Annotated in this window: 33 protein-coding genes; 19 read left to right on the top strand and 14 right to left on the bottom strand. The window is 60.3% G+C overall.

Annotated features, from left to right (window positions below; translation table 11 throughout):
* The first annotated feature begins 126 nt into the window (after positions 1-126).
* Positions 127-1,743, top strand: a complete 1,617-nt coding sequence (locus U1E20_RS08460; RefSeq protein ID WP_409980152.1) for an efflux transporter outer membrane subunit — start codon at positions 127-129, stop codon at positions 1,741-1,743.
* Positions 1,744-2,043: 300 nt separating this feature from the next.
* On the opposite strand, the gene U1E20_RS08465 is transcribed toward U1E20_RS08460, so the two are convergent.
* The gene (locus tag U1E20_RS08465; RefSeq protein WP_409980153.1) at positions 2,044-2,352 is read right to left on the bottom strand and encodes a hypothetical protein; all 309 of its coding nucleotides are present in this window, start codon (positions 2,350-2,352) and stop codon (positions 2,044-2,046) included.
* 216 nt (positions 2,353-2,568) lie between these two features.
* On the opposite strand from U1E20_RS08465, the gene U1E20_RS08470 reads away from it, so the two are divergent.
* Positions 2,569-2,799, top strand: a complete 231-nt coding sequence (locus U1E20_RS08470) for a BolA family protein (RefSeq protein ID WP_409980154.1) — start codon at positions 2,569-2,571, stop codon at positions 2,797-2,799.
* Positions 2,800-2,833: 34 nt separating this feature from the next.
* The gene (gene grxD / locus U1E20_RS08475) at positions 2,834-3,175 is read left to right on the top strand and encodes a Grx4 family monothiol glutaredoxin (protein WP_409980155.1); all 342 of its coding nucleotides are present in this window, start codon (positions 2,834-2,836) and stop codon (positions 3,173-3,175) included.
* A 93-nt stretch (positions 3,176-3,268) separates the two neighbouring features.
* Here grxD and U1E20_RS08480 read toward each other — a convergent pair whose 3' ends face one another.
* The 3 genes from U1E20_RS08480 to U1E20_RS08490 all read right to left on the bottom strand — a co-directional run bounded on the left by U1E20_RS08480 (position 3,269) and on the right by U1E20_RS08490 (position 5,413).
* On the bottom strand, positions 3,269-4,099 hold the full coding sequence (locus U1E20_RS08480) for a YgfZ/GcvT domain-containing protein (protein ID WP_409980156.1): 831 nt from the start codon (positions 4,097-4,099) through the stop codon (positions 3,269-3,271).
* A gap of 53 nt (positions 4,100-4,152) precedes the next feature.
* Positions 4,153-4,905 (bottom strand): dienelactone hydrolase family protein, encoded by a 753-nt coding sequence (locus tag U1E20_RS08485; protein ID WP_409980157.1) that lies wholly within the window; start codon positions 4,903-4,905, stop codon positions 4,153-4,155.
* A gap of 127 nt (positions 4,906-5,032) precedes the next feature.
* Positions 5,033-5,413: an SUF system Fe-S cluster assembly protein gene (locus U1E20_RS08490; protein WP_409980158.1), complete on the bottom strand. Its 381-nt coding sequence runs from the start codon at positions 5,411-5,413 to the stop codon at positions 5,033-5,035.
* Positions 5,414-5,660: 247 nt separating this feature from the next.
* On the opposite strand from U1E20_RS08490, the gene U1E20_RS08495 reads away from it, so the two are divergent.
* Complete coding sequence (locus U1E20_RS08495) at positions 5,661-6,011, top strand: (2Fe-2S) ferredoxin domain-containing protein (RefSeq protein ID WP_409980159.1); 351 nt, start codon at positions 5,661-5,663, stop codon at positions 6,009-6,011.
* A 20-nt stretch (positions 6,012-6,031) separates the two neighbouring features.
* On the opposite strand, the gene U1E20_RS08500 is transcribed toward U1E20_RS08495, so the two are convergent.
* Genes U1E20_RS08500 through U1E20_RS08510 form a run of 3 tightly spaced genes read right to left on the bottom strand, consistent with a single transcriptional unit; the run spans position 6,032 to position 7,353 of the window.
* The gene (locus U1E20_RS08500) at positions 6,032-6,469 is read right to left on the bottom strand and encodes a SufE family protein (protein ID WP_409980160.1); all 438 of its coding nucleotides are present in this window, start codon (positions 6,467-6,469) and stop codon (positions 6,032-6,034) included.
* Positions 6,470-6,486: 17 nt separating this feature from the next.
* The gene (locus U1E20_RS08505; RefSeq protein WP_409980161.1) at positions 6,487-6,891 is read right to left on the bottom strand and encodes an ankyrin repeat domain-containing protein; all 405 of its coding nucleotides are present in this window, start codon (positions 6,889-6,891) and stop codon (positions 6,487-6,489) included.
* Positions 6,892-6,921: 30 nt separating this feature from the next.
* Positions 6,922-7,353 carry a response regulator gene (locus tag U1E20_RS08510; RefSeq protein ID WP_409980162.1) on the bottom strand — a complete coding sequence of 144 codons (432 nt, stop codon included), beginning with the start codon at positions 7,351-7,353 and terminating at the stop codon, positions 6,922-6,924.
* 406 nt (positions 7,354-7,759) lie between these two features.
* On the opposite strand from U1E20_RS08510, the gene nifH reads away from it, so the two are divergent.
* From nifH to U1E20_RS08565, 11 genes are all read left to right on the top strand, one after another.
* Positions 7,760-8,644, top strand: coding sequence for a nitrogenase iron protein (nifH, locus tag U1E20_RS08515; protein ID WP_409980163.1), 885 nt, complete (start codon positions 7,760-7,762; stop codon positions 8,642-8,644).
* A gap of 66 nt (positions 8,645-8,710) precedes the next feature.
* On the top strand, positions 8,711-9,391 hold the full coding sequence (locus tag U1E20_RS08520) for a nitrogen fixation protein NifQ (RefSeq protein WP_409980164.1): 681 nt from the start codon (positions 8,711-8,713) through the stop codon (positions 9,389-9,391).
* A gap of 169 nt (positions 9,392-9,560) precedes the next feature.
* Positions 9,561-9,881, top strand: coding sequence for a HesB/IscA family protein (locus tag U1E20_RS08525; RefSeq protein WP_409980165.1), 321 nt, complete (start codon positions 9,561-9,563; stop codon positions 9,879-9,881).
* Between the two features lie 115 nt (positions 9,882-9,996).
* The gene (gene nifV / locus U1E20_RS08530; protein WP_409980373.1) at positions 9,997-11,166 is read left to right on the top strand and encodes a homocitrate synthase; all 1,170 of its coding nucleotides are present in this window, start codon (positions 9,997-9,999) and stop codon (positions 11,164-11,166) included.
* An 8-nt stretch (positions 11,167-11,174) separates the two neighbouring features.
* Complete coding sequence (gene cysE, locus U1E20_RS08535; RefSeq protein WP_409980166.1) at positions 11,175-11,963, top strand: serine O-acetyltransferase; 789 nt, start codon at positions 11,175-11,177, stop codon at positions 11,961-11,963.
* A gap of 12 nt (positions 11,964-11,975) precedes the next feature.
* Positions 11,976-12,305 (top strand): nitrogenase stabilizing/protective protein NifW, encoded by a 330-nt coding sequence (nifW, locus tag U1E20_RS08540; protein WP_409980167.1) that lies wholly within the window; start codon positions 11,976-11,978, stop codon positions 12,303-12,305.
* A gap of 24 nt (positions 12,306-12,329) precedes the next feature.
* Positions 12,330-13,172, top strand: a complete 843-nt coding sequence (locus tag U1E20_RS08545) for an electron transfer flavoprotein subunit beta/FixA family protein (protein WP_409980168.1) — start codon at positions 12,330-12,332, stop codon at positions 13,170-13,172.
* Between the two features lie 21 nt (positions 13,173-13,193).
* Positions 13,194-14,297, top strand: coding sequence for an electron transfer flavoprotein subunit alpha/FixB family protein (locus U1E20_RS08550; RefSeq protein WP_409980169.1), 1,104 nt, complete (start codon positions 13,194-13,196; stop codon positions 14,295-14,297).
* Positions 14,298-14,308: 11 nt separating this feature from the next.
* The gene (locus U1E20_RS08555; protein WP_409980170.1) at positions 14,309-15,616 is read left to right on the top strand and encodes an FAD-dependent oxidoreductase; all 1,308 of its coding nucleotides are present in this window, start codon (positions 14,309-14,311) and stop codon (positions 15,614-15,616) included.
* Positions 15,617-15,647: 31 nt separating this feature from the next.
* Entirely contained in the window at positions 15,648-15,941 is a 294-nt protein-coding gene (locus tag U1E20_RS08560; RefSeq protein WP_409980171.1) for a ferredoxin family protein, read from the top strand.
* Between the two features lie 11 nt (positions 15,942-15,952).
* On the top strand, positions 15,953-16,570 hold the full coding sequence (locus U1E20_RS08565) for a glutathione S-transferase family protein (RefSeq protein WP_409980172.1): 618 nt from the start codon (positions 15,953-15,955) through the stop codon (positions 16,568-16,570).
* 73 nt (positions 16,571-16,643) lie between these two features.
* Here the strand turns inward: U1E20_RS08565 and U1E20_RS08570 are convergent, their stop codons facing one another.
* From U1E20_RS08570 to U1E20_RS08585, 4 genes are all read right to left on the bottom strand, one after another.
* Positions 16,644-17,057, bottom strand: a complete 414-nt coding sequence (locus tag U1E20_RS08570; protein WP_409980173.1) for a group II truncated hemoglobin — start codon at positions 17,055-17,057, stop codon at positions 16,644-16,646.
* A gap of 33 nt (positions 17,058-17,090) precedes the next feature.
* Complete coding sequence (locus U1E20_RS08575) at positions 17,091-17,957, bottom strand: xanthine dehydrogenase (RefSeq protein WP_409980174.1); 867 nt, start codon at positions 17,955-17,957, stop codon at positions 17,091-17,093.
* Between the two features lie 42 nt (positions 17,958-17,999).
* Positions 18,000-18,314: a hypothetical protein gene (locus U1E20_RS08580; RefSeq protein WP_409980175.1), complete on the bottom strand. Its 315-nt coding sequence runs from the start codon at positions 18,312-18,314 to the stop codon at positions 18,000-18,002.
* A gap of 107 nt (positions 18,315-18,421) precedes the next feature.
* Complete coding sequence (locus tag U1E20_RS08585; protein ID WP_409980176.1) at positions 18,422-18,835, bottom strand: Rieske 2Fe-2S domain-containing protein; 414 nt, start codon at positions 18,833-18,835, stop codon at positions 18,422-18,424.
* Positions 18,836-18,856: 21 nt separating this feature from the next.
* Between U1E20_RS08585 and U1E20_RS08590 the strand changes: the two genes are divergently transcribed.
* From U1E20_RS08590 to U1E20_RS08600, 3 genes are read left to right on the top strand one after another with little or no spacing between them, the layout of a single operon-like run.
* Entirely contained in the window at positions 18,857-19,099 is a 243-nt protein-coding gene (locus tag U1E20_RS08590) for a hypothetical protein (protein ID WP_409980177.1), read from the top strand.
* The gene (locus U1E20_RS08595; RefSeq protein WP_409980178.1) at positions 19,096-19,311 is read left to right on the top strand and encodes a type II toxin-antitoxin system HicB family antitoxin; all 216 of its coding nucleotides are present in this window, start codon (positions 19,096-19,098) and stop codon (positions 19,309-19,311) included. The genes U1E20_RS08590 and U1E20_RS08595 overlap by 4 nt, the downstream gene beginning before the upstream one ends.
* Entirely contained in the window at positions 19,311-19,763 is a 453-nt protein-coding gene (locus tag U1E20_RS08600; protein ID WP_409980179.1) for a hypothetical protein, read from the top strand. The genes U1E20_RS08595 and U1E20_RS08600 overlap by 1 nt, the downstream gene beginning before the upstream one ends.
* 60 nt (positions 19,764-19,823) lie before the next feature.
* Here the strand turns inward: U1E20_RS08600 and U1E20_RS08605 are convergent, their stop codons facing one another.
* Positions 19,824-21,482, bottom strand: a complete 1,659-nt coding sequence (locus U1E20_RS08605) for a SagB/ThcOx family dehydrogenase (RefSeq protein WP_409980180.1) — start codon at positions 21,480-21,482, stop codon at positions 19,824-19,826.
* Positions 21,483-21,671: 189 nt separating this feature from the next.
* Between U1E20_RS08605 and U1E20_RS08610 the strand changes: the two genes are divergently transcribed.
* Positions 21,672-21,950: a hypothetical protein gene (locus tag U1E20_RS08610; RefSeq protein ID WP_409980181.1), complete on the top strand. Its 279-nt coding sequence runs from the start codon at positions 21,672-21,674 to the stop codon at positions 21,948-21,950.
* 131 nt (positions 21,951-22,081) lie between these two features.
* Here the strand turns inward: U1E20_RS08610 and U1E20_RS08615 are convergent, their stop codons facing one another.
* Together U1E20_RS08615 and U1E20_RS08620 are read right to left on the bottom strand one after the other, a co-directional pair.
* Positions 22,082-22,300, bottom strand: coding sequence for a hypothetical protein (locus U1E20_RS08615; RefSeq protein ID WP_409980182.1), 219 nt, complete (start codon positions 22,298-22,300; stop codon positions 22,082-22,084).
* 10 nt (positions 22,301-22,310) lie between these two features.
* Positions 22,311-23,276, bottom strand: coding sequence for a PDR/VanB family oxidoreductase (locus tag U1E20_RS08620; protein WP_409980183.1), 966 nt, complete (start codon positions 23,274-23,276; stop codon positions 22,311-22,313).
* Between the last annotated feature and the right edge of the window lie 28 nt (positions 23,277-23,304).

Raw genomic sequence — 23,304 nt, forward strand, 5'->3', positions numbered from 1 at the left:
CCCTTGGCGAAGAGCGCGAATCGCCGAAGGGCGCATGCTCGCGTAAGAGAGAGATAGACCAAGATTTTAGGGCCCTTGGCCCTGGTCGTTGGTTTGGAGAGACGAGCGCCTCAAACGAGGGATTAGATGCGTCGTAGATCGAGAAAAAAATTCGGGCGCTGTATTTCGCTTGTTTCCGCTTCGATCCTGTCCGGCTGTAACGCCCTGCCCGGCGTCGACCTCGCCCCGGCGTACGAACCGCCGGAACTCATCGTGCCTGCGTCCTGGCATGGCTCCAGCCCCTTCGTCGAGGCCCGCCCCTCGGATGCGGAAATACGCACGGACTGGTGGAGGCTTTTTCGCGAGCCTGTCCTCGACAGGCTGGAAATGCAGGCGATGGCCGCCAATCCCGACTTGCAGGCGGCGGCCGAACGCTTCGTGCAGGCGCGCGACATCATGATGAAAGCGCAGTCGCGGCTTTTTCCTCGACTAGGTCTCGGATTTGGCGGCTCCGACAACAAGCAATCCGAAAACGCGCTGTTTCGCGCGCCCGACTCGCCGATTCATGACGTCTCGGTTTCGGATGTCGGAATCGCCTCCTGGGAGCCGGATTTTTGGTATGCCATTCGCAACGAAACTCGCGCCCAGACCTATCGCGCCGAGCGGCGCGCCGCTGAATTTGCGCTGGCGCGTTTGAGCCTCCAGGCGGAGATCGCGTCTGACTATTTTACACTGCGCGGCTACGACGCCCAGGTCGCGACCTATAAGCAGTCCATCGACTATTACAGGAAGTCGCTCACGATCGTGAACGAGCAGTTCGAGGGCAAGATCGCCTCGGAGCTCGATGTGGCGCGCGCCAAGGCGCTTCTGACCGGCACCGAAGCGAAGCTCCTCGAAATACAAGGCGAGCGCGAAGTCGTCGAGCATGCGCTCGCCATTCTGGTCAACACGGCGCCGGCAAGTTTCAAAGTGGGCGCCGCCGGCTCCTTTAAGATCACGCCCTTGAGAATCCCGCAGAAGATTCCGTCGACGCTGCTCGAGCGACGTCCCGACATCGCCGCGGCGGAGCGTGAAATGGCGCAGGCGAACCGAGAAATAGGCATCGCCCGCGCCGCGTTTTTCCCCAAGGTCGAATTCCGGCTCGACGGAGGCTTTGAGGATCACGCGATGAACCTCCTCAAGCTGACCAACAGCTTCTGGTCCTATGGATCGATGATCTCTCTCCCTGTTTTCGAAGGAGGCCTACGCCGCGCGCAATTGCAGCAGTCTTGGTCGGTCTATCGAGAGCGAGAGGACAAATACCGCTCGACAGTGCTGAACGCCTTCAGAGAAGTCGAGAACGGCCTGAGTTTGACCAGGCGCCTGAGCGCTGCTGCAAAGAAGCTCGACGAAACCGTCGCCGCAAATCTCCTGACTCAAAGTCTCACGATGGATCTCTATCGCGGCGGGCTGGGCACCAGCCTTGAACTCATCTACGCGCAAGTGGCGACGCTCACCGCGCGTATCGACGCCATTAAAGTGAAGACGCGCCTGATTACGTCGTCTGTCGAACTCGTTCGCGCTCTGGGCGGAGGATGGAATCGCGGGGAATTGCCGGCGGACGTCGAAATCGAACCTTTCGGCCCGCTCCAATATCAATATCTCTCCACGCCCCTGCCCGCGGGCGGGATCGCCGTTCCCCCAGAAAACTATCCTGAAGACAATAACCTCACTCAGTCTCCCGCCTTTCAGCGGTCGCCAATTGTGCGCGACGGGACGTCGTAACATTTCGCGCCCTGGGCTTGACGGAATCCTTGGCCTCGCGCTCATGCGCGCGCCGAATGACGGCGGTCAGCGCCTCTTTTCAATGATCCGGCGCTATTCTCAACAGCCGAACCGGCCCGTCCCTGCGCAATTTGGGGATGCGTAGCGCGGTCGCTCGCGGCGTCGCTATTCGAATTCAATCAGAGCCGAGGACAAAGCCCGCCGAAAAGAAGCTCGCAGGGAGCGCGACTCGCGCCGACCATCGCCCCCTGCCAAACAGTCAGAATGTCCAAGCAAGCAACCGAATTTCGATCCGCTCAATCAATTTGCGGCGGCGGCGTCATCATTGCTCGGAAGCACATCGCGCAGACGCTTGCCCTCAACCCATTCGAACGGTGCGGACGTATCAGCGCATTGGATATCCTGCTCGGCGATGAGCTTGTCGCACAGCATGATGCAAATCGCGTCGATGGGAGCGCTCGTGTCGTTTTCCTCGGTCATGCGATCGATGGATATTTCGCCCATTTCCTCGCCGTCGACGAGATGGATGATAAACACCTCTTCATGACCTGCGGCGCCATGGGCGTTCACTCTGAACGTTTCTCCCTTGTACAAAAATTCACGGATCATTTCCTAACCCTCGCTTCTTGATGTTGTTTGGCCATTCAGCGAACGGCGCGACCCTATCGTTCGCCAATACTTGGTCAATAGCGCCAAGCGTCGCACTTATGCAAAAAAAATGCGTTGGAACAATCAGGCGCCCTTATTGCTTCCTAACCGGACCGAGCGCGGTTCGAATTGGCAAATCTTGTCAAGTTTCGAACAATTGAGCCGGAAGGAATGACCATGCCGATGTCTGCGGAGAATATCGAAAGCCTGATCAAAGCGGCGCTGCCGGACGCCGTGGTGGAACTGACCGCGCTCGCCGATGACAATGATCATTGGTCCGCGACCGTCACCTCGTCGGCGTTCAAGGGGCTGAGCCGGGTGCGCCAGCACCAATTGGTCAATGCGGCGCTGGCTGGCAAGCTTGGCGGCGAACTGCATGCGTTGGCGCTGACCACGCAAGCGCCTTAGTCGACACAAAACGGAATTCATGCTGGAGCAGAAGATGTCCGACACCATCAACCGGATCAAAGAAGTGGTCGCGAGCGCAGATATCGTATTGTTTATGAAAGGAACGCCCCAGGCGCCCCAATGCGGCTTCTCGATGCAAGTCGTTCAGATTCTCAATCAGATCGGCGCATCTTACAATGCGGTGAATGTTCTCGCGGATGGGGAAATTCGCGAAGGCATCAAGGCCTTTTCGAATTGGCCGACAATTCCGCAACTATACGTCAAAGGCGAATTTGTCGGTGGATGCGACATTACCCGCGAGATGTTTTCGACCGGAGAATTGGGGGCGCTCCTCGACAAGGAGAACATCCCTCATAAGCAAAGCGCCAAAGCGTAATCGGGCGAGACCGACGCGGCGCGCCCCGCCGGGCGCGCCATGACGGGCCGCTCCATTCAAAATTCAGGCATTCGAAATTCAGGCATTGTAAATTCAGGACTGTGAGTCGAAGTCGAGCGCTACTCCAGCCGCCTCCGCCGTATGGCCGGCGTCGAGCAATTCGCAGAGTCGGTCGATGCGGATAAACGCCAGTCCGTCGGCGCCGGCATGAGAACCCGTCACGCCGATATCCACGCCGCCGATGAAGACCTGCGACCCTTGAGCCGGCGCAGCGCTTCTCGAGGTGAATCGCGAGACCCGTTTTCTCACCGTCGTGCGGTGCTGCATGCGCGATACGACCTCCTGGCCGACATAGCAGCCCTTCTTGAAGTCCAGCCCGGATAGACGGTCCATATTCGCTTCATGGGGGAAAACCCCGCCATAATCGAAGTCGACAAGACCATCGGGAACGCCGGCGGCGATTCTCATCGCCTCATAGATATCGCGGTCGCCGCGAGCGGCCGAAGTCCCTTTGCGCATAATCGCGCGCCACCCCAATTTGGGCGAACGCGGGTCCGGAGCCGCCGCGACGACGCTTTCCTCAGGGGCCGCGCCATCGAGATAAGCGACAATTTCGTGCGCGGCGCTCAAATCGGCGAAGGCGACCTTTGAACGCAGCCGATAGCGCTCGAATCGACGAAGCAGTTCGGCCGTCAGCGCAAGCGGACAATCGAGCAGCAGGCGATCGCCTTCGGCGCCCTGCTCCCGATAGACGAAGAAGTCGCAGATAATCTTGCCCTGAGGGGTTAAGAGCGCGGCAAAGCGCGTCTCCCTCCCGGCAAGAGAGCGAATGTCATTGGTGACGAGATTATGCAGGAACTCGGTCGCTTCCGCGCCCGTAATCTCGATCAACCCGCGATCTGAAAGAAGAATAGCGTCCGCCATCTGCCTTCTTTAGTTTGGATAGCGCGGCGCGACGCCGCCGGCGTCGCAAGACTTCATTCCATGGGCGGACCCATGTCGTCGTCTTCCTTCTTTTTCTTTTTCTTATCGGTCTTGGCCTGTGCGTAAGCGCCGGCGTTCTTCAGCGTGACCGGTGGTTGACCTTCGACGAACTGCGAAATCCAGAAGAATGTGCGTTCGCTGGCGCGTTCGGCGGCTTCCGCGTCGAAATTCTCGGCGGTGGTAAAATTGAAGCCATCCTTCACCTTGGGATAGGAAAAGGCGCTGACATCCGGCCGCGTCGCTCGAAACTGCATCATTCCCTCCAAAGGCGTCGAGGGGTCTTCTTCGGGAAAATGCAGCAGCGTCGGAATCTTGCGCTTCTCCGAATGTTCCTCCGTCAGGCCGGCGGCATAATAGCCGATGGCGCAGGCGACATCCTGCAGCCTGTTCGCGGAAACATAAGCGACATATCCGCCCCAGCTATATCCGACGAGGGCGACTTTGCCGGAGCCCTTGACCGAGTCCACCGCCGCCTGGACATCCAGCAAGGCCGCTTCGATCGGGACCGATTTTGCGATTTCGGCGCCTTCGGCGGCGCTCGCGGCCTCGGCCTTTTGCGCGCGCTGAAACAGCGATGGCGCAATCGCGACATAACCCTTCGCGGCGAAGTCGTCCGCCTGCTTACGGATGTGGTCGCTGATTCCAAGATAATCCTGGAGGACGACGACCGCGCCTTTCGGCGTCTCGGCCGGATCGGCCCGATAGGCTGGGAAGGAGTGTCCGTCTTGAGAGGTAAGTTCAATCATGATGACAGCCTCGCATCTTCACAATGGCGATGCTTTCCGTGAAAGAGCAGGTCAGCAGTCGTCGCTTTATGACGCGGCCTTGCGAATTCCATGCCTTTGACAATCGTCAAGGTCGCCGCCGCGATCTTTAAAGAAAGCCAAGCTCCAATTTGGCTTCTTCAGACATCATGTCCTGATTCCACGGGGGATCGAAAACGAGATTGACTTTGGCGCTCTCGACGCCCTCGACCCCGTCGATGGCCCGTTTCGCCATGTTCATCATCTCGCCGGCGACCGGACACCCCGGCGCGGTCAATGTCATGTCGACATCGACATGGCGCCGATCGACAATGTCGACTCTATACACGAGACCTAGATCATAAATGTTCACCGGTATCTCCGGATCGAACACTGTGCGCAGGGCGGCGACGACCGCTTCATACAGCTCTTTCGCCTCTGGCCGGCGCCTTGAACCCGCGTCGCCGCCGGCGGTCTCAACGGCAGGGCGCGGCACGATCTGTGTGTCCACTGTTCTCTTCCGTCTCTTGGCGTGCGCATGGACGGTTCTGGACGTTTAAAAGGATGAACCGTGCGCCCGCATGGATTGCCATCGCGCCAATGTGCCGGCGCTTCATTTCTCCTCGTTCAAGCAAAGCGCGCGCCAATTGCGAAGCCTTGGACTGGAACTTGCTTCGATTCATTGGACCGCCTCGAAAAATTTGTCGGGAAATTTGCGCGTCAGAGCGTGAGGCGCGTCGTCAAGAGGTGAATGTGCAATGTCGGAAGAAGCGGATGATGAATTCGAGATTCCTCAACTTTACAAACGTCACGTCTTCGCCTGTTTCACGCAAAGACCGCCGAACCATCCGCGCGGCAGCTGCGGCGCGAATGGCGCTCAGCCGCTGTGGGATCGTCTAGGCAAGCGCGTCGAAGCCGAGGGCGGCGGCGAAATCGGATTCACCGCAGCCGGCTGCATGGGGTTTTGTTCCGCGGGACCATTAATGGTCGTCTATCCGGAGGGCATCTGGTACAGGCCCACCACGCCAGAGGATGTCGATGAAATCTTCACCTCGCATCTTAAGGAAGGCCGCCGCGTCGACCGTCTGGTCATGATCCTGACGCGCTGACGGCGCAACCCATCCGACCCTTACGAAAGCGCGCGCGTCGCCTCCCTGGCGACGTGCGCCTCAGCGCGGATCCTCGCGACCATTGAACGAAACCCGTTCGATCGTTGCGGCGTCAGATGCTCCTTCAGACCCAAACGTTCGAATAGCGCCAAGGGATCCGTTTCCAATATGCCCGTCGCGCTTCTCCCCGAGCAGAGGGCGATCAGGATCGCCACCAGCCCGCGCACGATATGCGCGTCGCTGTCGCCGAGAATGGTCAGCGTCGGCTCCGCCGCGCCGCCATATTCGGTTGTCATTGAAAGCCAGACTTGGCTCGCGCAGCCGGTGACTTTGGTGTCATCGGTCTTGAGCGACTCGTCGAGCGGCGGCAAGCCGCGCCCCAGCTCAATCACATAGCGGTAGCGGTCCTCCCAATCATCGAGGAGCGCAAAATTTTCGATGATGTCGTCGATCTTCATCTTCTCTTCCGCCGTGCTTAGACGATCGGAGGCGCCGCGCCGGCCACATCCGGGCGTGGAGGGTGGCGCGCCTCGCGCAGCAGGGTTAGACATTCGATATTCGCGGCGAGATCGCGCGCGGTGAACCCGTCCACCGTTTCCAGCGACCGATCGGCGCCCGACCGCAACAGCAGCGCCACCGCATCCGCCTTGCCGGCCGAAGCCGCATAGATCAACGCCGTCGCGCCGTCGGGATTGCGGCGATTGACCGCGATCCCTGCGTCGATCAGCGCCTGCATCGTCTCGAGACTCCCGCTGGCCGCCGCAAGCCAGAGCGCATTATTGCCATCGGCGTTTACTGCGTGCAGATCGGCGCCTTGCGCGATCAGCGCCCGCAATTCGTCGCATTGGCCCATCGCGCTCGCGGTAAGCAATGGCGTCATCCTGCGCTCCCCTCGCCCGCGACAAATCGTTTAAAGCGCGCCCAGCTGGAACAGCGGCTTCGCGCCGCCGCGGCCGAGCACCGTGTCGACCTTTTGGCGGACGGCCTCGATCTTGAGCGGCTTGACCAGCGCGCCATGCGCGCCGGCCTTCATCCCTTCCACCGCGAGCTTTTCGTCCGCCTGCTCGCAGACGACAAGAATCCGCACATCCGAGAAATGCTCCGCGATTTCTCGGAGCAATTCCAAACCTCTGCTCTTGAGGAAACTCGCGCCAAGCAGAATGACGTCGGGCTTTAGCCAATCAGCGCCCTTCTCATAGGCTTCCTCTATTTGTGCGAGCTCATGCGTTTCGATCTCGTCATGAAGCATGAACTGCAACGCGGCGCGGGTGATCTCGTCTTCATCCACAACGAAAACGCGGCGCTGATCGACAGCCTTTGACGTCTCGACACCAATTTGCATGTGGCGCTCTCCTGGGGATGCATTTATGCGCAAGTTGACAAGCAATCGCCGTTCCATGCGGCCGCCGAGCGGATCGCGAAACATTCCAGAGTTCGAAAAACATTGTCGTAAGTTACGCAACAATTGTCTGAACGCATCCCCAATCAGGGCGCATCGAGACGCAACGCCATGCGCCGAAGGCTGCCCGAGAGACCGATTTAATCACATTGATTCAATGATAAGTGAGTCATTGTCGCTCCTGGCACAGCGGTTGCTTCGAGGCTCGTGCGAGTGAGGGCTGAACGCACGCCTACGCCACGCCGAGCGATGTGTTCCTTCCCGTAACCCGCGACGAGTTTCCTAACATTCACGGAACGGCGCGCCACCAGAATGGGCGCGAGTTGGAACTACACAGCAGGAGACGAAGATGTCACTACGGCAGATCGCGTTTTACGGGAAGGGGGGCATCGGCAAGTCGACGACGTCCCAGAATACATTGGCCGCGCTTGCGGAGATGGGTCACCGCATTTTGATTGTCGGCTGCGACCCGAAGGCGGATTCGACGCGCCTTATTCTTCACGCCAAGGCGCAGGACACCATCCTGAGCCTGGCGGCGAACGCCGGCAGCGTCGAGGACCTCGAGATCGAGGACGTGATGAAGGTCGGCTATCGCGACATTCGTTGCGTTGAGTCTGGCGGTCCGGAGCCGGGCGTCGGCTGCGCCGGCCGCGGCGTCATCACCTCGATCAACTTCCTTGAGGAGAACGGCGCATACGAGGACATCGACTATGTGTCCTACGACGTGCTGGGCGACGTTGTCTGCGGCGGCTTTGCGATGCCGATCCGCGAGAACAAGGCGCAGGAGATTTACATCGTCATGTCCGGCGAGATGATGGCGATGTATGCCGCCAACAACATCTCGAAGGGCATTCTGAAATACGCCAATTCCGGCGGCGTGCGCCTGGGCGGCCTGGTCTGCAACGAGCGCCAGACCGACAAGGAGCTTGAGCTTGCCGAAGCTCTGGCGAAGAAGCTTGGCACGCAGCTGATTTATTTCGTGCCGCGCGACAATATCGTTCAGCACGCCGAGCTGCGCCGCATGACGGTTCTGGAATATGCGCCGGAATCGGCTCAAGCGACCCACTACCGCAATCTGGCGACGAAGGTCCATGGCAATCAGGGCAAGGGCATCATCCCGACCCCGATCACCATGGACGAACTCGAAGACATGCTCATGGAGCACGGCATCATGAAGCAGGTCGACGAGAGCCAGATCGGCAAATCCGCCGCTGAACTCGCGGCCATCGCTTAATCGACATAAGCTGCGCGCCGGCCTCCTGTTGAGGAAGGCCGGCGCGTCCGCACTTTGGATCGTGCCGTGAACATACGCGTGATCCCGGAAATTGGAGTCGCCGAGACGTCGCTTGATCTTGCCGAGCATAAGCCGGAAGATCCGGCCGATGTCTATCGTCGTTTGACGGGGCTTGCGCCGCTCGCGGCATGCATCGACGCCGACTCAGATTTTGATCGACACATATTCGCCTGCATTATCTCCGTCGCCGCATCCGAGGCGGGCGCCCTCACTGAACGTTTGGGGCTAAGCCGAGAAAATCTCGAAGCGCTGATCTCTGAATATTTTGGCGATCGCCCCGCTCTTTCATGGAACGACGGGCCTGCCGCCAGCGCCGCCGATCTCGATGAATCCGAACTCGTCCGGGACATTCTTATCGAGCATCTGTCGCCGCGGGACGCGGAAGGAGAATGGCTCGCCGCGATGATCGCCCGAAGGGCGCTTGAGCCGAACCATCTTTGGGAAGACCTTGGTTTACGAAACAGGTCTGAACTGACGCGTCTGATGGAAAGGCGTTTTTCTTCGCTTGCCGCGCGCAACGACAAAAACATGCGTTGGAAGCGCTTCATCTACCGCTTGATGTGCGAAAATGACGGCTTCGTGATGTGCGCCACGCCGGTTTGCTCGAATTGCGCCGATTATCACGGCTGCTTCGGGGCGGAAGAGGGAACGAGCCGCCTCAGTTCGGAGCATAAGCAGGCGAGCTAGTCCGGGGCATGAATGAGTCGCCCCGTCGAGGCTCATTTCTGTAAACTTTCGAACAAAACTCATCCTCCATTTGTCGCGCGCCTGCTGCAGTGCGGGATTTGCGCGCAAGCGCCAGTGGCATGTGGCTTGCTTCGATCGGATGGAAAACGCTGATCGTTGAGGCTCCACGATGATCGTCCTCTCTGAAGCCGCCGTCGCCGCCGTCAAGGATGCGATGGTGAAGGCCGGGCAGCTTGAAGGCGGGCTGCGAATTTTGGTGAAAGAAGGCGGATGCGCCGGCTACCAATATGTTGTTGATCTCGACACGGAGCAGCGCGCTGACGACATCGTCGTTGAAGCCGATGGCGCCCGCGTGCTGATTGATCCGGGGTCGATCCCGCGACTGCAAGGGATGACGCTCGGTTATCGGCGCGGCCTTGAAGGTGAAGGGTTCACCTTTGAAAATCCCAACGCCTCATCGACCTGCGGTTGCCAGAAGTCGTTCGCCTGACCGGCTTCGGCATGAGAACGGATTCGAACAATGCGCACCGCAAATGCGCGCTACGCAGGGGGCAGGCCTTTCACGGCTGAACGACACCATGTCCATGTCTTCTCGCTTTTCGACAATGGCGGCGTCACTCAATTTGACGGCCCGCACAACAAAGGTCGTACTGAACGACACGACGTTGCGCGACGGCGAACAGGCTCCCGGCGTCGCCTTCACGAGCCAGGAAAAGGTTGATATCGCAAGAGCGCTGGCGCAGGCCGGCGTGACTGAGCTCGAGGCGGGCACGCCCGCCATGGGCGCGGATGAGATCGCCGCCATTCGTTCGATTGTCGAAGCGCAACTGCCGCTGCGCGCCATCGCATGGTGCAGGATGCGACAGGAAGACGTCGACGCCGCGATTGCTTCCGGCGTTTCGATGGTCAATCTATCGGTTCCCGCGTCGGATCGGCAAATCGCGGCGAAATTGCGCGGCGGTCGAAACAGCGCGAAAGAACTTACGGCGCGCGTCGTCGATTATGCGCGAAGCCGCGGACTCGACGTCGCCGTAGGCGGCGAGGACTCTTCGAGAGCCGATCCGAATTTTCTGATCGAACTCATGAGCGTCGCCCGCGCGGCCGGCGCCAAGCGCTTTCGGGTCGCCGACACTTTGAGCGTGCTTGATCCTTTCTCCACCTTCGAACTTATCTCGGGTCTACGGCGCGAGACCGACATGGAAATCGAAATCCATTGTCATGACGATCTCGGCCTCGCCACTGCAAATACGCTTGCCGGAGTGAGGGCGGGCGCGACGCACGCCTCGGTCACCGTCATTGGTCTCGGCGAGCGCGCCGGCAATGCGCCGCTCGAGGAAGTCGCCGTCGCGGCGGCGCAGCTCTATGGCATTGAGACCGGCGTCGTGCTGACCGAGCTGCAGCGCGTCGCCGAGCTCGTGGCGACCGCGGCCGGCCGGCCAATTCCGGTCAACAAATCGATCGTCGGCGACCACGCCTTTACCCATGAGTCGGGCATCCATGTCGATGGGCTGATCAAAGACCGTCGAACTTACGAATCGCTTGATCCGGGCTTGCTAGGCCGTGCGCATAGCATCGTGATCGGCAAGCATTCCGGTTCGGCGGCGGTCGCCTCCATGCTCGACGTCATGCGCCTGCCCTTCAACGCCGGAGAGATCGGGCGAATTGTCGCGCGCGTGCGCGCGCATGCGCTCGACCGCAAGGGACCCGTCAGCAACGATGTCCTAAAGGACATATGGCAGGACGTGAGACGGCAGTCTGAACTGAGGATGTCGTGAGGCGCAAGATGTCCGAAGCCATACACGCAGGCTCCCATGATCGGGTCGTCACCAGCGTTGCGAAGCCGCCGAATGTCTGGCGGCTGATCTGCGAAGATGTCGCATGCGTCAAGACGCGCGACCCCGCGGCCAGAGGCAAACTCGAAACGCTGCTGACCTACCCAGGGATACATGCGATCATTTGGCATCGAGTCGCGAACTGGCTCTGGCTGCATGATCATCGGTTTCCGGCGCGACTGGTGTCATGGTTTTGCCGGTTCTTGACCAATATCGACATTCATCCGGGCGCGACGATCGGCAGGCGCTTTTTCATCGACCATGGCGCCGGAGTGGTTATCGGCGAGACGGCCATCGTCGGCGACGATGTGACGATGTATCACGGCGTCACGCTCGGCGGCGTTTCTTGGTCTCCGGGCCGACGTCACCCGACGCTGGAGGATGGCGTGATCGTCGGCGCCGGCGCGAAAATTCTTGGGCCGATCACGGTTGGCGGAAATGCGCGGATCGGCGCGAATTCCGTGGTGATCGAGACCGTATCGCGCGATTCGACGGTTGTCGGCATCCCGGCGAAGACCGTGCATCGAGACGTGGTGCGGCACACATTCGGCGGCCGCATCAATCTCAACCACCATCTGATCCCCGACCCGGTTGGCGAAGCCTTCGCGGCGCTCGTCGACCGCGTCGAATTCCTCGAGGCGCGCCTCGCCAATCTGCAGTTGAAGGTGAAGGGCGCCGCTCAGACCTCAGCGGCGCACGGCGAACGTTCGGGCGCCGCCGAACCCCCGCGGATTATCTGAAGGAGAAATGGCATGGCCTCCGTTCCAGGCATCATCGAACAGCTTCAAAACACCTCTTGCGCTGAGGATTTCTTCACTCTGCTGGGGGTCGATTACGATCCCAAATTGGTGAATGTCTCGCGGCTCCATATTTTGCGGCGCATGGGCGAATATCTCTTCAAGGAGGATTTCACCAGCTTCACCGATGAAGAGGCGGCGCTGCGCTGCAAGACCTTTCTCGAACAGGCCTATCTCGACTTCACCAAATCCTCGCCGATCGAGGAGCGCCTGTTCAAGGTGCACAAGGACGCCGTGAAGCCGGCGGCGACGCCGGCGCTTGTGCAGCTCGGCGGCTCGAAGTGAGCGGCGCAAGCAAGGAATAGAGCGATGCACATCGTCGTATGCATGAAGCAGGTTCCCGACTCGGCGCAGATTCGCGTGCATCCCGTGACGAACACGATCATGCGCCAGGGCGTGCCGACCATCATCAACCCTTATGATCTTTTCGCGATCGAGGAAGCGCTTCGGCTGCGCGATCAGTTTGGCGGCGAGGTCACCGTTCTGACGATGGGCCCTCCCTCGGCGGAGGACAGTCTGCGCAAGGCGCTCTCCTTCGGCGTCGACCGGGCCGTGCTGCTCACCGATCGTTTCTTCGCCGGCGCCGACACGCTCGCGACGACCTATGCGCTGGCGACGGCGCTGAAGAAGATCGGCGCCGAGTTCGGCGCCCCCGACATCGTCTTTACCGGGAAACAGACGATTGACGGCGATACCGCTCAAGTCGGACCGGGCGTCGCGAAGCGGCTGGGATACATTCAGCTGACTTATGTCTCGAAGATCAATTCCGTCGACGTCGAGAAACGGCTGATCGAAGTCGAGCGGCGCGCGGAAGGCGGCGTGCAACAGCTGCAAAGCCGTTTGCCCTGTCTGATCACCATCCTCGAAGGCGTGAATGAAATTCGCGTCGGCTCTCTGACCGACGCGCTCAAGGCGGCGCGCGCCAAGCTCGTTCGATGGAGCGCCCAGGACGCAGGCGTCGAGGACATCACCAAATGCGGCCTGCGCGGATCGCCGACGATCGTCAAGAAAGTCTTCGCGCCGCAGCCGCGCGCGACAAAGGCCGAATTTATCGAATTGGGCGACAAGCCGGGAGAAGCGCTGGTCGAGGCGCTGTTCCAGCGACAGACGAATTTGGAAAGCGAGCTCGAAAAGCTCGCGCGCGGTTATTGACGATCGCAGGCGGAGGACGAAATGAGCAACGCACCCAAAGCCCCTGCAGCCGCCGGCCGCGCGTCGACGAAAAAAGAGCTGCCGGAACATCTCAAAAGTTACAAACATGTGTGGGTTTTCGTCGAACAGGAACGCGGCCAGGCGCATCCCGTCTCCTGGGAGCTGATGGGCGCTGGACGCGTGCTCGCCGACAAGCTCGGCGTCGATCTGGCGGCGGTCGTCGTCGGCGCGAAGAACGAACAAACCCAGGGCGTTCTTCACGAAGCCTTCTGCTATGGAGCGGACCTGGCCTATCTGGTCGCGGACGATCTGCTGAAAGACTATCGTAACGAAAGCTACACGAAGGCGCTGACGGATCTCGTCAATGTCTACAAGCCTGAAATTCTCCTGCTCGGCGCGACGACGCTTGGGCGCGACCTCGCCGGCTCGGTGGCGACGACTCTTCTGACCGGTCTGACGGCGGATTGCACCGAGCTCGACGTCGACGCTGAAGGATCGCTTGCAGCGACCCGGCCTACATTTGGCGGATCGCTGCTGTGCACGATTTTCACGCTGAACTATCGGCCGCAGATGGCGACGGTGCGGCCGCGAGTCATGCCGATGCCGGAGCGCGTCGAAAAGCTCATCGGCCGCGTGATCGAACATCCGCTCGGCCTTGTCGAAGACGACATTGTTACAAAAGTGCTCGCCTTTTTGCCGGATCGCGAATCGTCGAAATCCAACCTCGCTTTCGCGGATGTGGTCGTCGCGGGCGGGCTGGGCTTGGGTTCGCCGGAAAACTTCCAACTTGTGCGCCAATTGGCGAGCGTCATCGGCGCCGAATATGGCTGCTCGCGTCCCGTGGTTCAAAAGGGCTGGGTGAGTTCCGATCGCCAGATCGGCCAGACCGGAAAGACAATCCGCCCAAAGCTTTATATCGCCGCAGGGATTTCCGGCGCGATCCAGCATCGCGTCGGCGTGGAAGGCGCGGATTACATTCTCGCGATCAACACCGACAAGAATGCGCCGATCTTCGATTTCGCGCATCTTGGCGTGGTGAGCGACGCGGTACGTCTTTTGCCTGCCCTCACTGAAGCATTCTCCAAGCGACTGTCGCCGCATCAGCGCGACCGCCTGGCAAGCTGACGGAGCACATCATGATCGAAGAAAGATTTGACGCGATCGTGGTCGGCGCGGGAATGGCTGGAAACGCAGCGGCGCTGACCCTGGCGCAGCGCGGTCTCAAAGTGCTTCAGCTGGAGCGCGGCGAATATTCCGGCTCGAAGAACGTGCAGGGCGCCATTCTCTACGCCGACATGCTGGAAAAGCTTGTTCCGGATTTTCGCGAGGACGCGCCGCTCGAACGTCATCTGATCGAGCAGCGGTTCTGGATGATGGACGACAATTCCCACACCGGGCTGCACTATCGCTCCGACGATTTTAATGAGGAGAAGCCGAACCGTTACACGATCATCCGTGCGCAATTCGACAAATGGTTCTCGAAAAAGGTCCAGGAGGCGGGCGCCGTCGTGCTGTGTGAAACGACGGTGACGGAACTGCTCCAGGACGCGCATGGCAAGGTCATCGGCGTCCGAACGGATCGCAAGAACGGTAAGGTCGGCGCCGATGTCGTGGTGCTGGCGGAGGGCGTCAACGGCTTGCTCGGCACGCGCGCCGGACTGAGAGACCGGCCCGACCCGAGCAAGGTCGCGCTCGCCGTGAAGGAAATGCATTTCCTTCCCCAGGAAACGCTGGAGGCGCGCTTCAATCTCAAGGGCGACGAAGGCGCCGTGATCGAGGCGGTCGGCACGATTTCCGAAGGCATGACCGGGATGGGCTTCATCTACACAAACAAGGAGTCGATCTCGCTCGGCATTGGCTGTCTCGTCTCGGACTTCGAGCGGACCGGTCAGACGCCTTACGGTCTGCTTGAAAAGTTCAAGTCGCATCCTTCCGTGAAGGGTCTGATCGAAGGATCGGAGGTGAAGGAATATGCCGCGCATCTCATTCCGGAGGGCGGTTACAAGGCGATCCCGCAGCTCTTTGGCGATGGATGGGTGGTGGTCGGAGACGCGGCCCAGCTCAACAACGCGGTGCATCGCGAAGGCTCCAATCTCGCAATGACCTCCGGCCGGCTGGCCGCGGAAACGATTTTCCAGATCAAATCGCGGCGCGATCCGATGACGAAGGAAAATCTCGCGCTCTATCGCAAGATGCTTGAAGACTCCTTCGTGATGAAGGATCTCAAGAAATACCGCAACATGCCGGAACTGTTGCACATTCGCGCGCAGAACTTCTTCCTGACCTATCCGCAGCTTGTGTCCAAGGCGATGAAGGAGTTCGTGCGCGTCGACGGCGTAACCAAAGCCGAGAAGGAGAAAGCCACGCTGCGCTCCTTCCTGGCCGCAAGGTCGATCAAAGGAATCATCGGCGACGCATTCAACTTCGCGCGCGCATGGCGGTGAGATCGCTGCAACATAGCGAAAGGAGACGAAAATGGCTCAGGCGGCGAAAAGAGTAGAGGACAAGCTCTATCTCAATCGTTATCTCGTCGACGCGGGCCGGGCCCATATCAAGGTGCGGCCGCACGCTACGCCCTCGGCGCAGCTGCTCAGCCTGCTGAAACTCTGCCCGGCTCATTGCTATGAGTTGAATTCGACGGGACAGGTCGAAATTACCACCGACGGCTGCGTCGAATGCGGCACCTGCCGAGTCATCGCTGAACCCAGCGGCGACATCGAGTGGAACTATCCGCGCGGCGGATATGGCGTGTTGTTCAAATTCGGGTGAAAGGCGCCGCCTTGAAGTTCTACATGACGCCCGGTTCCTGCTCGACAGGCATACATATCCTGCTCGAGGAGATTGGGCTGATCTTCGAGGCCTACATCGTCAACCTGGTGAAGGGCGATCACCTCAAGTCCGACTACTTGGCGATCAATCCCCACGGGACGATCCCGACGCTGCTGCTTGATGATGGCGTCGCGCTTACCGATTTCGTATCGATCGCGCGCTGGCTCGCCGAAAACTATCCGAAGCGCCGGCTCCTGCCGCAAGACGACGCCGCGCGCGACGAAGCGTTGAAATGGATGAATTTCTGCGTCGGCCGGATTCACGGTGACGGGTTCAGGCGCATCTTTACGCCAGAACGCTACGCGGAGACCTCGCTGGACATCGAGGCGATCAAGTCAGAGGGGCGCGAAATTGTGATGAACGCGCTCGCGACGGCGGATCGTCATCTTATTGGCAAGGACTATATCGCCGGCGATTTTTCGATCGCTGACGCGGCGCTTTTCTATGTTGAGTTCTGGGCCGACAAGACCGACATGCAGCTGCCCGAAAATTGCCGCGCCCATTACGCCCGAATGAAAACGAGACCCAGCGTCCGGCAGGTTCTCGCCGAGGAAGGCTACCGCGTATAACCGCGAAGGAGGCGCGCGAAGAGCGCCGACATGAGAGAGGGCGCCTCTCTCAAGGCCGCGCCGGCGCCGTCGGCTAATGTCTCTGATCGTGCGGGTTTTGCGGATCGTTTCTCATCCAGTCGGCAAGTTTCGCCAAATCCTCGCCAATGCGCCCGCGCGCGTCCGCGTCGGCGATCGCCTCTTCCAGCGCCGCATTCATGCAGAGCAGCCAGGCGTCCCGTTCGGCCGGTCCGATGCGCAGATGAGCATGACGCATGCGAAGCCGGGGATGCCCCTTTTTCGCCGAATAATTCTTAGGGCCGCCCAGCCATTCGGCGAGATAGGTTTTCAGAACCGCCCGCGTCGCCGTCAAATCCTCGGCGTGCATCGCGCGTATTTCGCGCGCCTGCGGAAAATTGTCCATATTTCGGTAGAATGCCTCGACCAGCCGATCGACCGTCTCAAAGCCTCCGATCCGCTCATAAAATGTCGTAGGGGTGTCGAGCATGGCGTCGTTTTCGATCCTCGGATCCTTTGGCCGTCAGTGCGCCGTCATGGTCACCGGGGCCGGTTGAAGGGAAACAATACGGATGTAGATCGCCCGCAAGGTCGCCTCGGCGATTGTTCGTCCGACGTCATCCGTTCCGGTCCATCTGGCGGCGCTTCCGCGCGGATCAATTTCGACGAGCTTCACGCCGCTCGGGATCGAGAGGCCGTCGCGCGCCAGCCCCCGCACCCTTCCGTCCATCGGCGCGGCGACCGGCAGCCCGTCCAAACGGCCAATGACATAGCCCTTGAATATCCGCGATCCGATGTCGACAGGCGTCCGCCACACGCCCGAGCACGCCGAATAGATAAAGCGCTTTCGTCCGATCCCGCCGAGAAAGCGCGGCACGCCGTCGGCCGGCTGCGTCGCTCCCGCTTCAAGCAGCTCGCCGGCGTGGTCGGGATGGGTTTCGATCGCGATGTCGCAATTGACGCCCGCCACGAAATTTGGCCCGAGCCCGATCGACAGGCCGACGATCTTGCGCAGAATCGGCGTGACCCGGTGTTTTTGGATGCGCGCATCGATCAAAATGTCCGGCACGCGCAGCGGGAGCAGATCCGAAAACTGCAATGCGGTGACAGGAATGACGCTTTTGTCGGCAAGCGCTTCCGCAATTTCCAGGACCGTGCCGGCCCGGCGGCCGCGCATTCCGTCGATTTCGACCTGATCCTCGAACAGCGCATCATAAAACGCCATGCCGCGCCGAATAACCGGCGGATAGGGATCGTGGCTCATGACGACCCGATATCCCTCGCGCTTTAAACGCACGGCGATGGCGGAAGCGATTTCATTCGTGCCGAGGATCAGCACGAAGGGAGCAGTTCGATCCGTTAGGAATTGAACAATGAAAGACCCCGACATCGCCCCTCCGGTCAGGGACTGCGCTAGCAATATACGGGCCGCCTAGAGGTCGACATAGACGAATTTGTCGGCCTTCCGATTTGGATAGTTTTCTCGCAACGCCTTCGCGATTTTGGCGACAAAAGTCTTGTCGGAGGCTGCGGAAGGACCAACGAAATCGGTCCCCTGCATCCAGGTCTCGAAATAGCAGTGCAGAGTTTCGTCATAGTCGGCGCCGGTCGGATTGGCCGTCTTGTCCGCGAGCCCCGCGACGCCCGCAGGGCTCACCTCCAATCGCCAGTCGCGATCATCCTCCACCGCGGAAAGAAGGCGCGCCAGATCGGCGTCGGTCCATTCTGAATTCAAGTCAATTGACATGCCGCTCCGTGCCCTTTGTCATGTGCTGAAAACCTTTCAGCAAATTGAGGGCCAGTTGCAATTTCGACAGCGGGATTCTGCGAACGTTACAAGCTGATCGCGAACAGTCACGGCGCCGCGAAGATTGGCGTGACGCCCTCGGCGTCGACATAGATAACGCCTGCATCGATCTTCACAGGATATTCGGCGAGCGGCGTCGCATGCGGATGCGAAGGCTCGCCGGTTTGCATGTTCCATGACCAGCGGTGAATTGGACAGACGAGCTCGACGCCGTCGAATTCCGCGTCCGTGAGCGGCGTGTTGGCATGAGGGCAAACGCCCTGAAAGGCCTTGATCACACCATTTTCAGGCCAAGCCAAGACGACAAGCTGCGCGTTAGCCACGACGATACGCATATCGCCTTCGGCCATCGTTTCCTCTTTGCATACCCGCTCAAACATGCGCCGTCTCTTCGAACATCCGTCCCTGGCTGCGAACTTGCATGCGTTCCAAGAAGTTTGTCGCAAGATCGGCGCCGTCAAATCTGTCGGAGATCAAAGATCATGCATAACAAGCGCCTCGCCGCTTTCCGCACAAATCCCGACGGCGATTGGACGGCTGCAGATTTCGAGATCACCGCTTCGCAATATGCGATGAAGTTCAGGAAGGCGACAGGAACGCATGTCGTCTTCACGCACCCGTCGACGTTGCATTGCGTCGCAATTCCATTGAAGGCCAAGCCGAGAGCCGTTCATGTCGAGGCTTTTCTCCAGATGATCGACAGCATGGAGGAACTCGAGTCATGACCGCCGCGGCGACTTATGCAAGCGTGATCGAAAAGCTGTCCGCGGAGAAAGGCGGCTACTACGTCGTAAAGTTTCCGGATGTCCCCGGCTGTCTCGGCGTCGGCGACACGAGCGAGGACGCGCAGGCTGACGCTCAAGCGGCGCTCGCCGCCTGTCTCGACGCGATGAAGGCGATCGATCGTCCGGCGCCGAATCCAGCGCCCGCAATGTGATGCGGCCGCCGTCTGCGCTCGCGGCGCCTCTCGACGAGCCGGGATGCGTCAATCCGGCGCCGGCGGAATGGATCGCGAAGGGTTTTCGCCTGCTGGTCTTACGTTGTTATCATCATGAAAGCGCGCCCCCATCCTTCGCAAGCATTGAGCAGCGAATATTCCGTACGCCGGAGCGCTCGAGCCGTCACGGGCTTCATTTCGGCCTCGCGTTTCGTCCGGAGATCGTGAGCTGGCTGACCGAGAGATTCGGCCGTCCGTCGATGCTCGATCAGCATCGGCCGTGTCGCAATCCGCAATGGCCGCTGGCTAATTGGCGCGCCGCCGAACGTAATTGGCCCGGCGACGTGTGGACGACGGAATGGCTGGCGGAGGTGACGTTCTCCTCCCAAGAGCACGCCGACGCCTTCGGCGAAAGATGGAGCAAGCGCTTGGCGGGCGAATGGGACGATTAGCATTCATCGGGCGTCGCCGCGACGACGACTAATGCGCTCCGACCCGAGACTTCTCGATCGCTATAAACGTTTCCCGCGCCTTTCGTCCGAATAGGCGGGAAGCGTCAGCAGCCGTGGGTCTTCGACGGCGCGGCCAACCGTGAAATGATAGATGTCCTGGAAATCATATTGGTGTGGGGGCAGGCCAAGCAGCGCGTGGACTTCATCATCGAAGAAGCACCCGATTCCGGTTCCTTCGAAACCCGCAGCGGTCGCCCAGAGATAGAGCGCCTGCCCGATCAGCCCGGCTTCCCAATGGAGGCGGCGATAGGCGAAATCGCCCTCCCCCGTCAAAGCGCGATCGAAATCGGCGATCATCGCGACGGCGAAACAGCCCTTGCCGGCAATGGGCTGTAAGCAGGAGAACTTGGTCGCTTCCTTCTCGACGGAGCCGGCGCGGAGCCGATGGAGCGTCACGCCGCCAAGATCGACGGCGGTCGTCGCATCAGGAAAAATCGCGGCGCGCAGCCGACGACCAAGATTCTCATCGCGCTCGAGCAGGTAAAGTCCCGGCTCCACGTCGTCGACCCTGTGCACGAAAAGCAAAAGCGCAATTGCCGGCGGCCAGGGCGAAGCGGCGACGAGAGGTTCCGCGCCAGGAAGAGTCGCGAGCAGCATGTCGCGAAATATTTCGCGCGGAAGCGTTGCAATCCCATCCATCCGTTGGGCGCTTCGCCGTCGACGCACCACATTCCCAATCGGCGGCGATGCGAACATCGCCTCGACAGTGAAGTTCGCGCGTTCTGGAAGCGTCGACGTTACGCCTTTTAGGCATTGGCGCAGCGCGAGATCGATGACCGGCCATCCGTCGTGATCTTCGCTCAAGCGATTGGCCGCGCCACGCCATTCGCGGGGCGCGGCATGGATTCTATCAAGAGTCTGCGGCGCTTCGCCGCCCTCGCATGCGATCCAGATCAGCAGGTCTGGATGTTCGCCTTCGCGCCGGTGCGCTGAGTCGGCGCGATCGAGACCGACCAGTCGCGCAATCTCTTCATCCGATGGCGTGGCGAGAAGCCTCGCGCTCCAGCCAAGCGCCGCGGCGGCCTGCGCGGCGGCGCCGATGGCGTGTCCTGCGTCGAGCTGACAATAGCGATAGGCGCGCTCGCCATATTTCCATGCTTCCCGCCAAGGGATCGAGGTGAGCGCCAGAAGGAAGCCGCCCTGCGGAAGAATTCGCGGCTCGCCGTAATGGGCGCGCTCTTCGAGCGCATGCGCTTCCGGCGCGTAGTGATACAGCCCCGCCGTCGCGGCGAGACCATCGAGCGCGTCGATCACCGCATAGGCCTCGGTCGGATGTAAATTTCCCGACGAGGGATTGTTGCGCAGCGCCCATGTCGAGCCTTCGAAGCTTTTCCACGCGCTGAGCCCAAAGGCGAGTTCGAAAAAGAGCCCGAGCGCGGCGCAGTCGAGACTTGCCGGCGTGGGCGCCGGTCCGGGAAAAAGCGGTGTTGGCTCGGCGTCCAGCAGCGGCAAATCGATGCGCCGCGCGCCCTCGAAGCGCCGAAAAGGGCAAGGCTGCGACGTCCAATCGAGAAAGGCGGGGCCAAGCGCGTAGCGGGTCGGCGCATGCTTGGTGCGTCGATGGTATCCACGAATGTCTTGCGGCGTCGTTTCAGTCGGATCCGGTTCGATAAGACTGAGCGGCGCCGTGACTTCGCCATCGAGTTCGCTTTGAGCCATTGCCTTCTCCAGAATCGTAGGCCCCGTCCATTCAAAAAAGGCGCCCATCTTGCTGCGCTGATTTTGACGTGGGAACGTTTTGACGTGGGGACATTGGACACTAAGGCGATGGATGGAGGCGGCGAAGGAAGGCAAGCGGTTTGCCGCTTCACTGTATCCATGGTGGCCCACAGGGCCTTCGGCGGTTTAGTGACATTGGCTGTCGACAATCAACCGTTGCGCAGACTGACGCGCGAGGAGTCGCTGGTCCTCGGACGCGCGCTCGCGGCGACGGTCGCGGGAGCAAGCGTCGAAAAGCGAATCTATATGAGCCCGATCGCCAGCGATCAGGATTTTGACGCGGCTGTCGAGAGAGAAGGCATTGTCCTTACGTCGGACTCTGGCGAGAAAGCGCGGTTCGACTGGAGCGCGGTGGTTGATCTCGCTGGGCGTCTAACGCAAGAGGCTTCGTCGCCGTCGAAGGATTGAAGCGTTTGGCGAACCGCGGGCTGGCCGCGCTCTTCGCCTAGCTTCGGCCAACATGTGCATAGGCGCAGCATCATTGTGGCCAGCTTGACGGCGGCCGCGCGGTCATGAATCCGGCGCGCGCGACGATATCGTCACTGCCAGAAAGCGGGACCTCCAGCGCCCTCGCCCGTGAGGACGCTGATCTTGTTCTTGATCGAGAGCCAAATGTCGCGCTGGCTGAGCTTGCCGCCGATTTCGAAGCTCTCCACCATCTGGTCGGCGAAGTCGACTGCTTCGTCGCCATACTGCTCGGCGATGATCCAGGCGGCGCGCCATAATTGCTCTTGGGTTGTGAGCTTGACTTCAATCATCGGTTCATCCTCACAAATCCAGGACGATCTGGCTGGATTTTCCACGCGAGACGCAAGCGAGGAAATAGCCTTCGGCGCGCTGCTCGGGCGTCAGACGCTTATCCCGATGGTCGATTTCGCCTTCGAGCACTTTAACCTTGCATGTGCCGCACACGCCTTGTTCGCATGATGTGGGGATTTTGACGCCGCTTTCTTCCAGAAAGGCCGAAACGGTCTTGTCGCCGGGGATTTTGTACACCGCCCCCGTGCTCGCGATTTTCACCTCGAAAACCGTGTCGAGCACCGGCGCCGCCAGTTTGGCCGTGAAGCGCTCGATATGGATGCGCTCCTCGCTCCATCCCTTTTGCTTGGCCAGATTGACGATCGGGTCCATCCACCAATCGGCGCCGCTGATAAACAGCTGCGTGTCGTCTGGACGATCCGACAGCACAGCGGCCGCGTCGAGCAACTGATTCTGCGCGCTCGCCTCGTAATAGTAGTTTGTGTCGGCGACGAAATTAGAGGCGGCGATCAGCGGGTCGAACGCATTAGGAGACATGAGCGCGTAAACATAATGCAGCTCGAATGGCGTGCCGCGCGCGCTGAGATGGTCGGCGATGCTGAGGATCGGCGTCACGCCGATGCCCCTGGCCAGCAGAATGGCGCGCGCCGAATTCTTTGGCACGCGGAAGCGGTTGCGGGGCAGGCTAACCGTCAATGTGTCGCCGACATTAACAGCGTTATGCAATGCAACGGAGCCGCCTCGGCTGTTGGCGTCCTTCCAAACTCCGATCACATAGCGGTTACGCTCGGAAGCGCTGTTGCACAGCGAATATTGGCGCACGAAACCGCCCGGGATTGTCACGTCGACATGCGCGCCGGGCGAAAACGGCGGCAGTTCGCCGCCCTCGGCGTCAACCAGCTCGAAGGACATGATATTATGGGCTTCAACGACCTTCTTCGTCACCAGAACCGAGCGCGAGGCCTCTTCCTGCATATCCGTCCTCCAGGCTGTTCAACGAACG

The sequence above is a fragment of the Methylocystis sp. genome (assembly GCF_046349115.1).
Lineage (GTDB): Bacteria > Pseudomonadota > Alphaproteobacteria > Rhizobiales > Beijerinckiaceae > Methylocystis.

Excerpts from the sequence above, each read along its gene's own strand:
- nifH (WP_409980163.1), top strand. The coding sequence starts at position 7,760 with ATGTCACTACGGCAGATCGCGTTTTACGGGAAGGGGGGCATCGGCAAG.
- U1E20_RS08555 (WP_409980170.1), top strand. The coding sequence starts at position 14,309 with ATGATCGAAGAAAGATTTGACGCGATCGTGGTCGGCGCGGGAATGGCT.
- U1E20_RS08550 (WP_409980169.1), top strand. The coding sequence starts at position 13,194 with ATGAGCAACGCACCCAAAGCCCCTGCAGCCGCCGGCCGCGCGTCGACG.
- U1E20_RS08485 (WP_409980157.1), bottom strand. The coding sequence starts at position 4,905 with ATGATTGAACTTACCTCTCAAGACGGACACTCCTTCCCAGCCTATCGG.
- U1E20_RS08545 (WP_409980168.1), top strand. The coding sequence starts at position 12,330 with ATGCACATCGTCGTATGCATGAAGCAGGTTCCCGACTCGGCGCAGATT.
- U1E20_RS08460 (WP_409980152.1), top strand. The coding sequence starts at position 127 with ATGCGTCGTAGATCGAGAAAAAAATTCGGGCGCTGTATTTCGCTTGTT.
- U1E20_RS08480 (WP_409980156.1), bottom strand. The coding sequence starts at position 4,099 with ATGGCGGACGCTATTCTTCTTTCAGATCGCGGGTTGATCGAGATTACG.
- U1E20_RS08570 (WP_409980173.1), bottom strand. The coding sequence starts at position 17,057 with ATGCTCGACACCCCTACGACATTTTATGAGCGGATCGGAGGCTTTGAG.
- grxD (WP_409980155.1), top strand. The coding sequence starts at position 2,834 with ATGTCCGACACCATCAACCGGATCAAAGAAGTGGTCGCGAGCGCAGAT.
- U1E20_RS08590 (WP_409980177.1), top strand. The coding sequence starts at position 18,857 with ATGCATAACAAGCGCCTCGCCGCTTTCCGCACAAATCCCGACGGCGAT.
- U1E20_RS08560 (WP_409980171.1), top strand. The coding sequence starts at position 15,648 with ATGGCTCAGGCGGCGAAAAGAGTAGAGGACAAGCTCTATCTCAATCGT.
- nifV (WP_409980373.1), top strand. The coding sequence starts at position 9,997 with ATGGCGGCGTCACTCAATTTGACGGCCCGCACAACAAAGGTCGTACTG.
- U1E20_RS08505 (WP_409980161.1), bottom strand. The coding sequence starts at position 6,891 with ATGACGCCATTGCTTACCGCGAGCGCGATGGGCCAATGCGACGAATTG.
- U1E20_RS08510 (WP_409980162.1), bottom strand. The coding sequence starts at position 7,353 with ATGCAAATTGGTGTCGAGACGTCAAAGGCTGTCGATCAGCGCCGCGTT.
- U1E20_RS08525 (WP_409980165.1), top strand. The coding sequence starts at position 9,561 with ATGATCGTCCTCTCTGAAGCCGCCGTCGCCGCCGTCAAGGATGCGATG.
- U1E20_RS08615 (WP_409980182.1), bottom strand. The coding sequence starts at position 22,300 with ATGATTGAAGTCAAGCTCACAACCCAAGAGCAATTATGGCGCGCCGCC.
- cysE (WP_409980166.1), top strand. The coding sequence starts at position 11,175 with ATGTCCGAAGCCATACACGCAGGCTCCCATGATCGGGTCGTCACCAGC.
- U1E20_RS08470 (WP_409980154.1), top strand. The coding sequence starts at position 2,569 with ATGCCGATGTCTGCGGAGAATATCGAAAGCCTGATCAAAGCGGCGCTG.
- U1E20_RS08495 (WP_409980159.1), top strand. The coding sequence starts at position 5,661 with ATGTCGGAAGAAGCGGATGATGAATTCGAGATTCCTCAACTTTACAAA.
- U1E20_RS08595 (WP_409980178.1), top strand. The coding sequence starts at position 19,096 with ATGACCGCCGCGGCGACTTATGCAAGCGTGATCGAAAAGCTGTCCGCG.
- nifW (WP_409980167.1), top strand. The coding sequence starts at position 11,976 with ATGGCCTCCGTTCCAGGCATCATCGAACAGCTTCAAAACACCTCTTGC.
- U1E20_RS08580 (WP_409980175.1), bottom strand. The coding sequence starts at position 18,314 with ATGTCAATTGACTTGAATTCAGAATGGACCGACGCCGATCTGGCGCGC.
- U1E20_RS08605 (WP_409980180.1), bottom strand. The coding sequence starts at position 21,482 with ATGGCTCAAAGCGAACTCGATGGCGAAGTCACGGCGCCGCTCAGTCTT.
- U1E20_RS08465 (WP_409980153.1), bottom strand. The coding sequence starts at position 2,352 with ATGATCCGTGAATTTTTGTACAAGGGAGAAACGTTCAGAGTGAACGCC.
- U1E20_RS08600 (WP_409980179.1), top strand. The coding sequence starts at position 19,311 with ATGCGGCCGCCGTCTGCGCTCGCGGCGCCTCTCGACGAGCCGGGATGC.
- U1E20_RS08620 (WP_409980183.1), bottom strand. The coding sequence starts at position 23,276 with ATGCAGGAAGAGGCCTCGCGCTCGGTTCTGGTGACGAAGAAGGTCGTT.
- U1E20_RS08575 (WP_409980174.1), bottom strand. The coding sequence starts at position 17,957 with ATGTCGGGGTCTTTCATTGTTCAATTCCTAACGGATCGAACTGCTCCC.
- U1E20_RS08500 (WP_409980160.1), bottom strand. The coding sequence starts at position 6,469 with ATGAAGATCGACGACATCATCGAAAATTTTGCGCTCCTCGATGATTGG.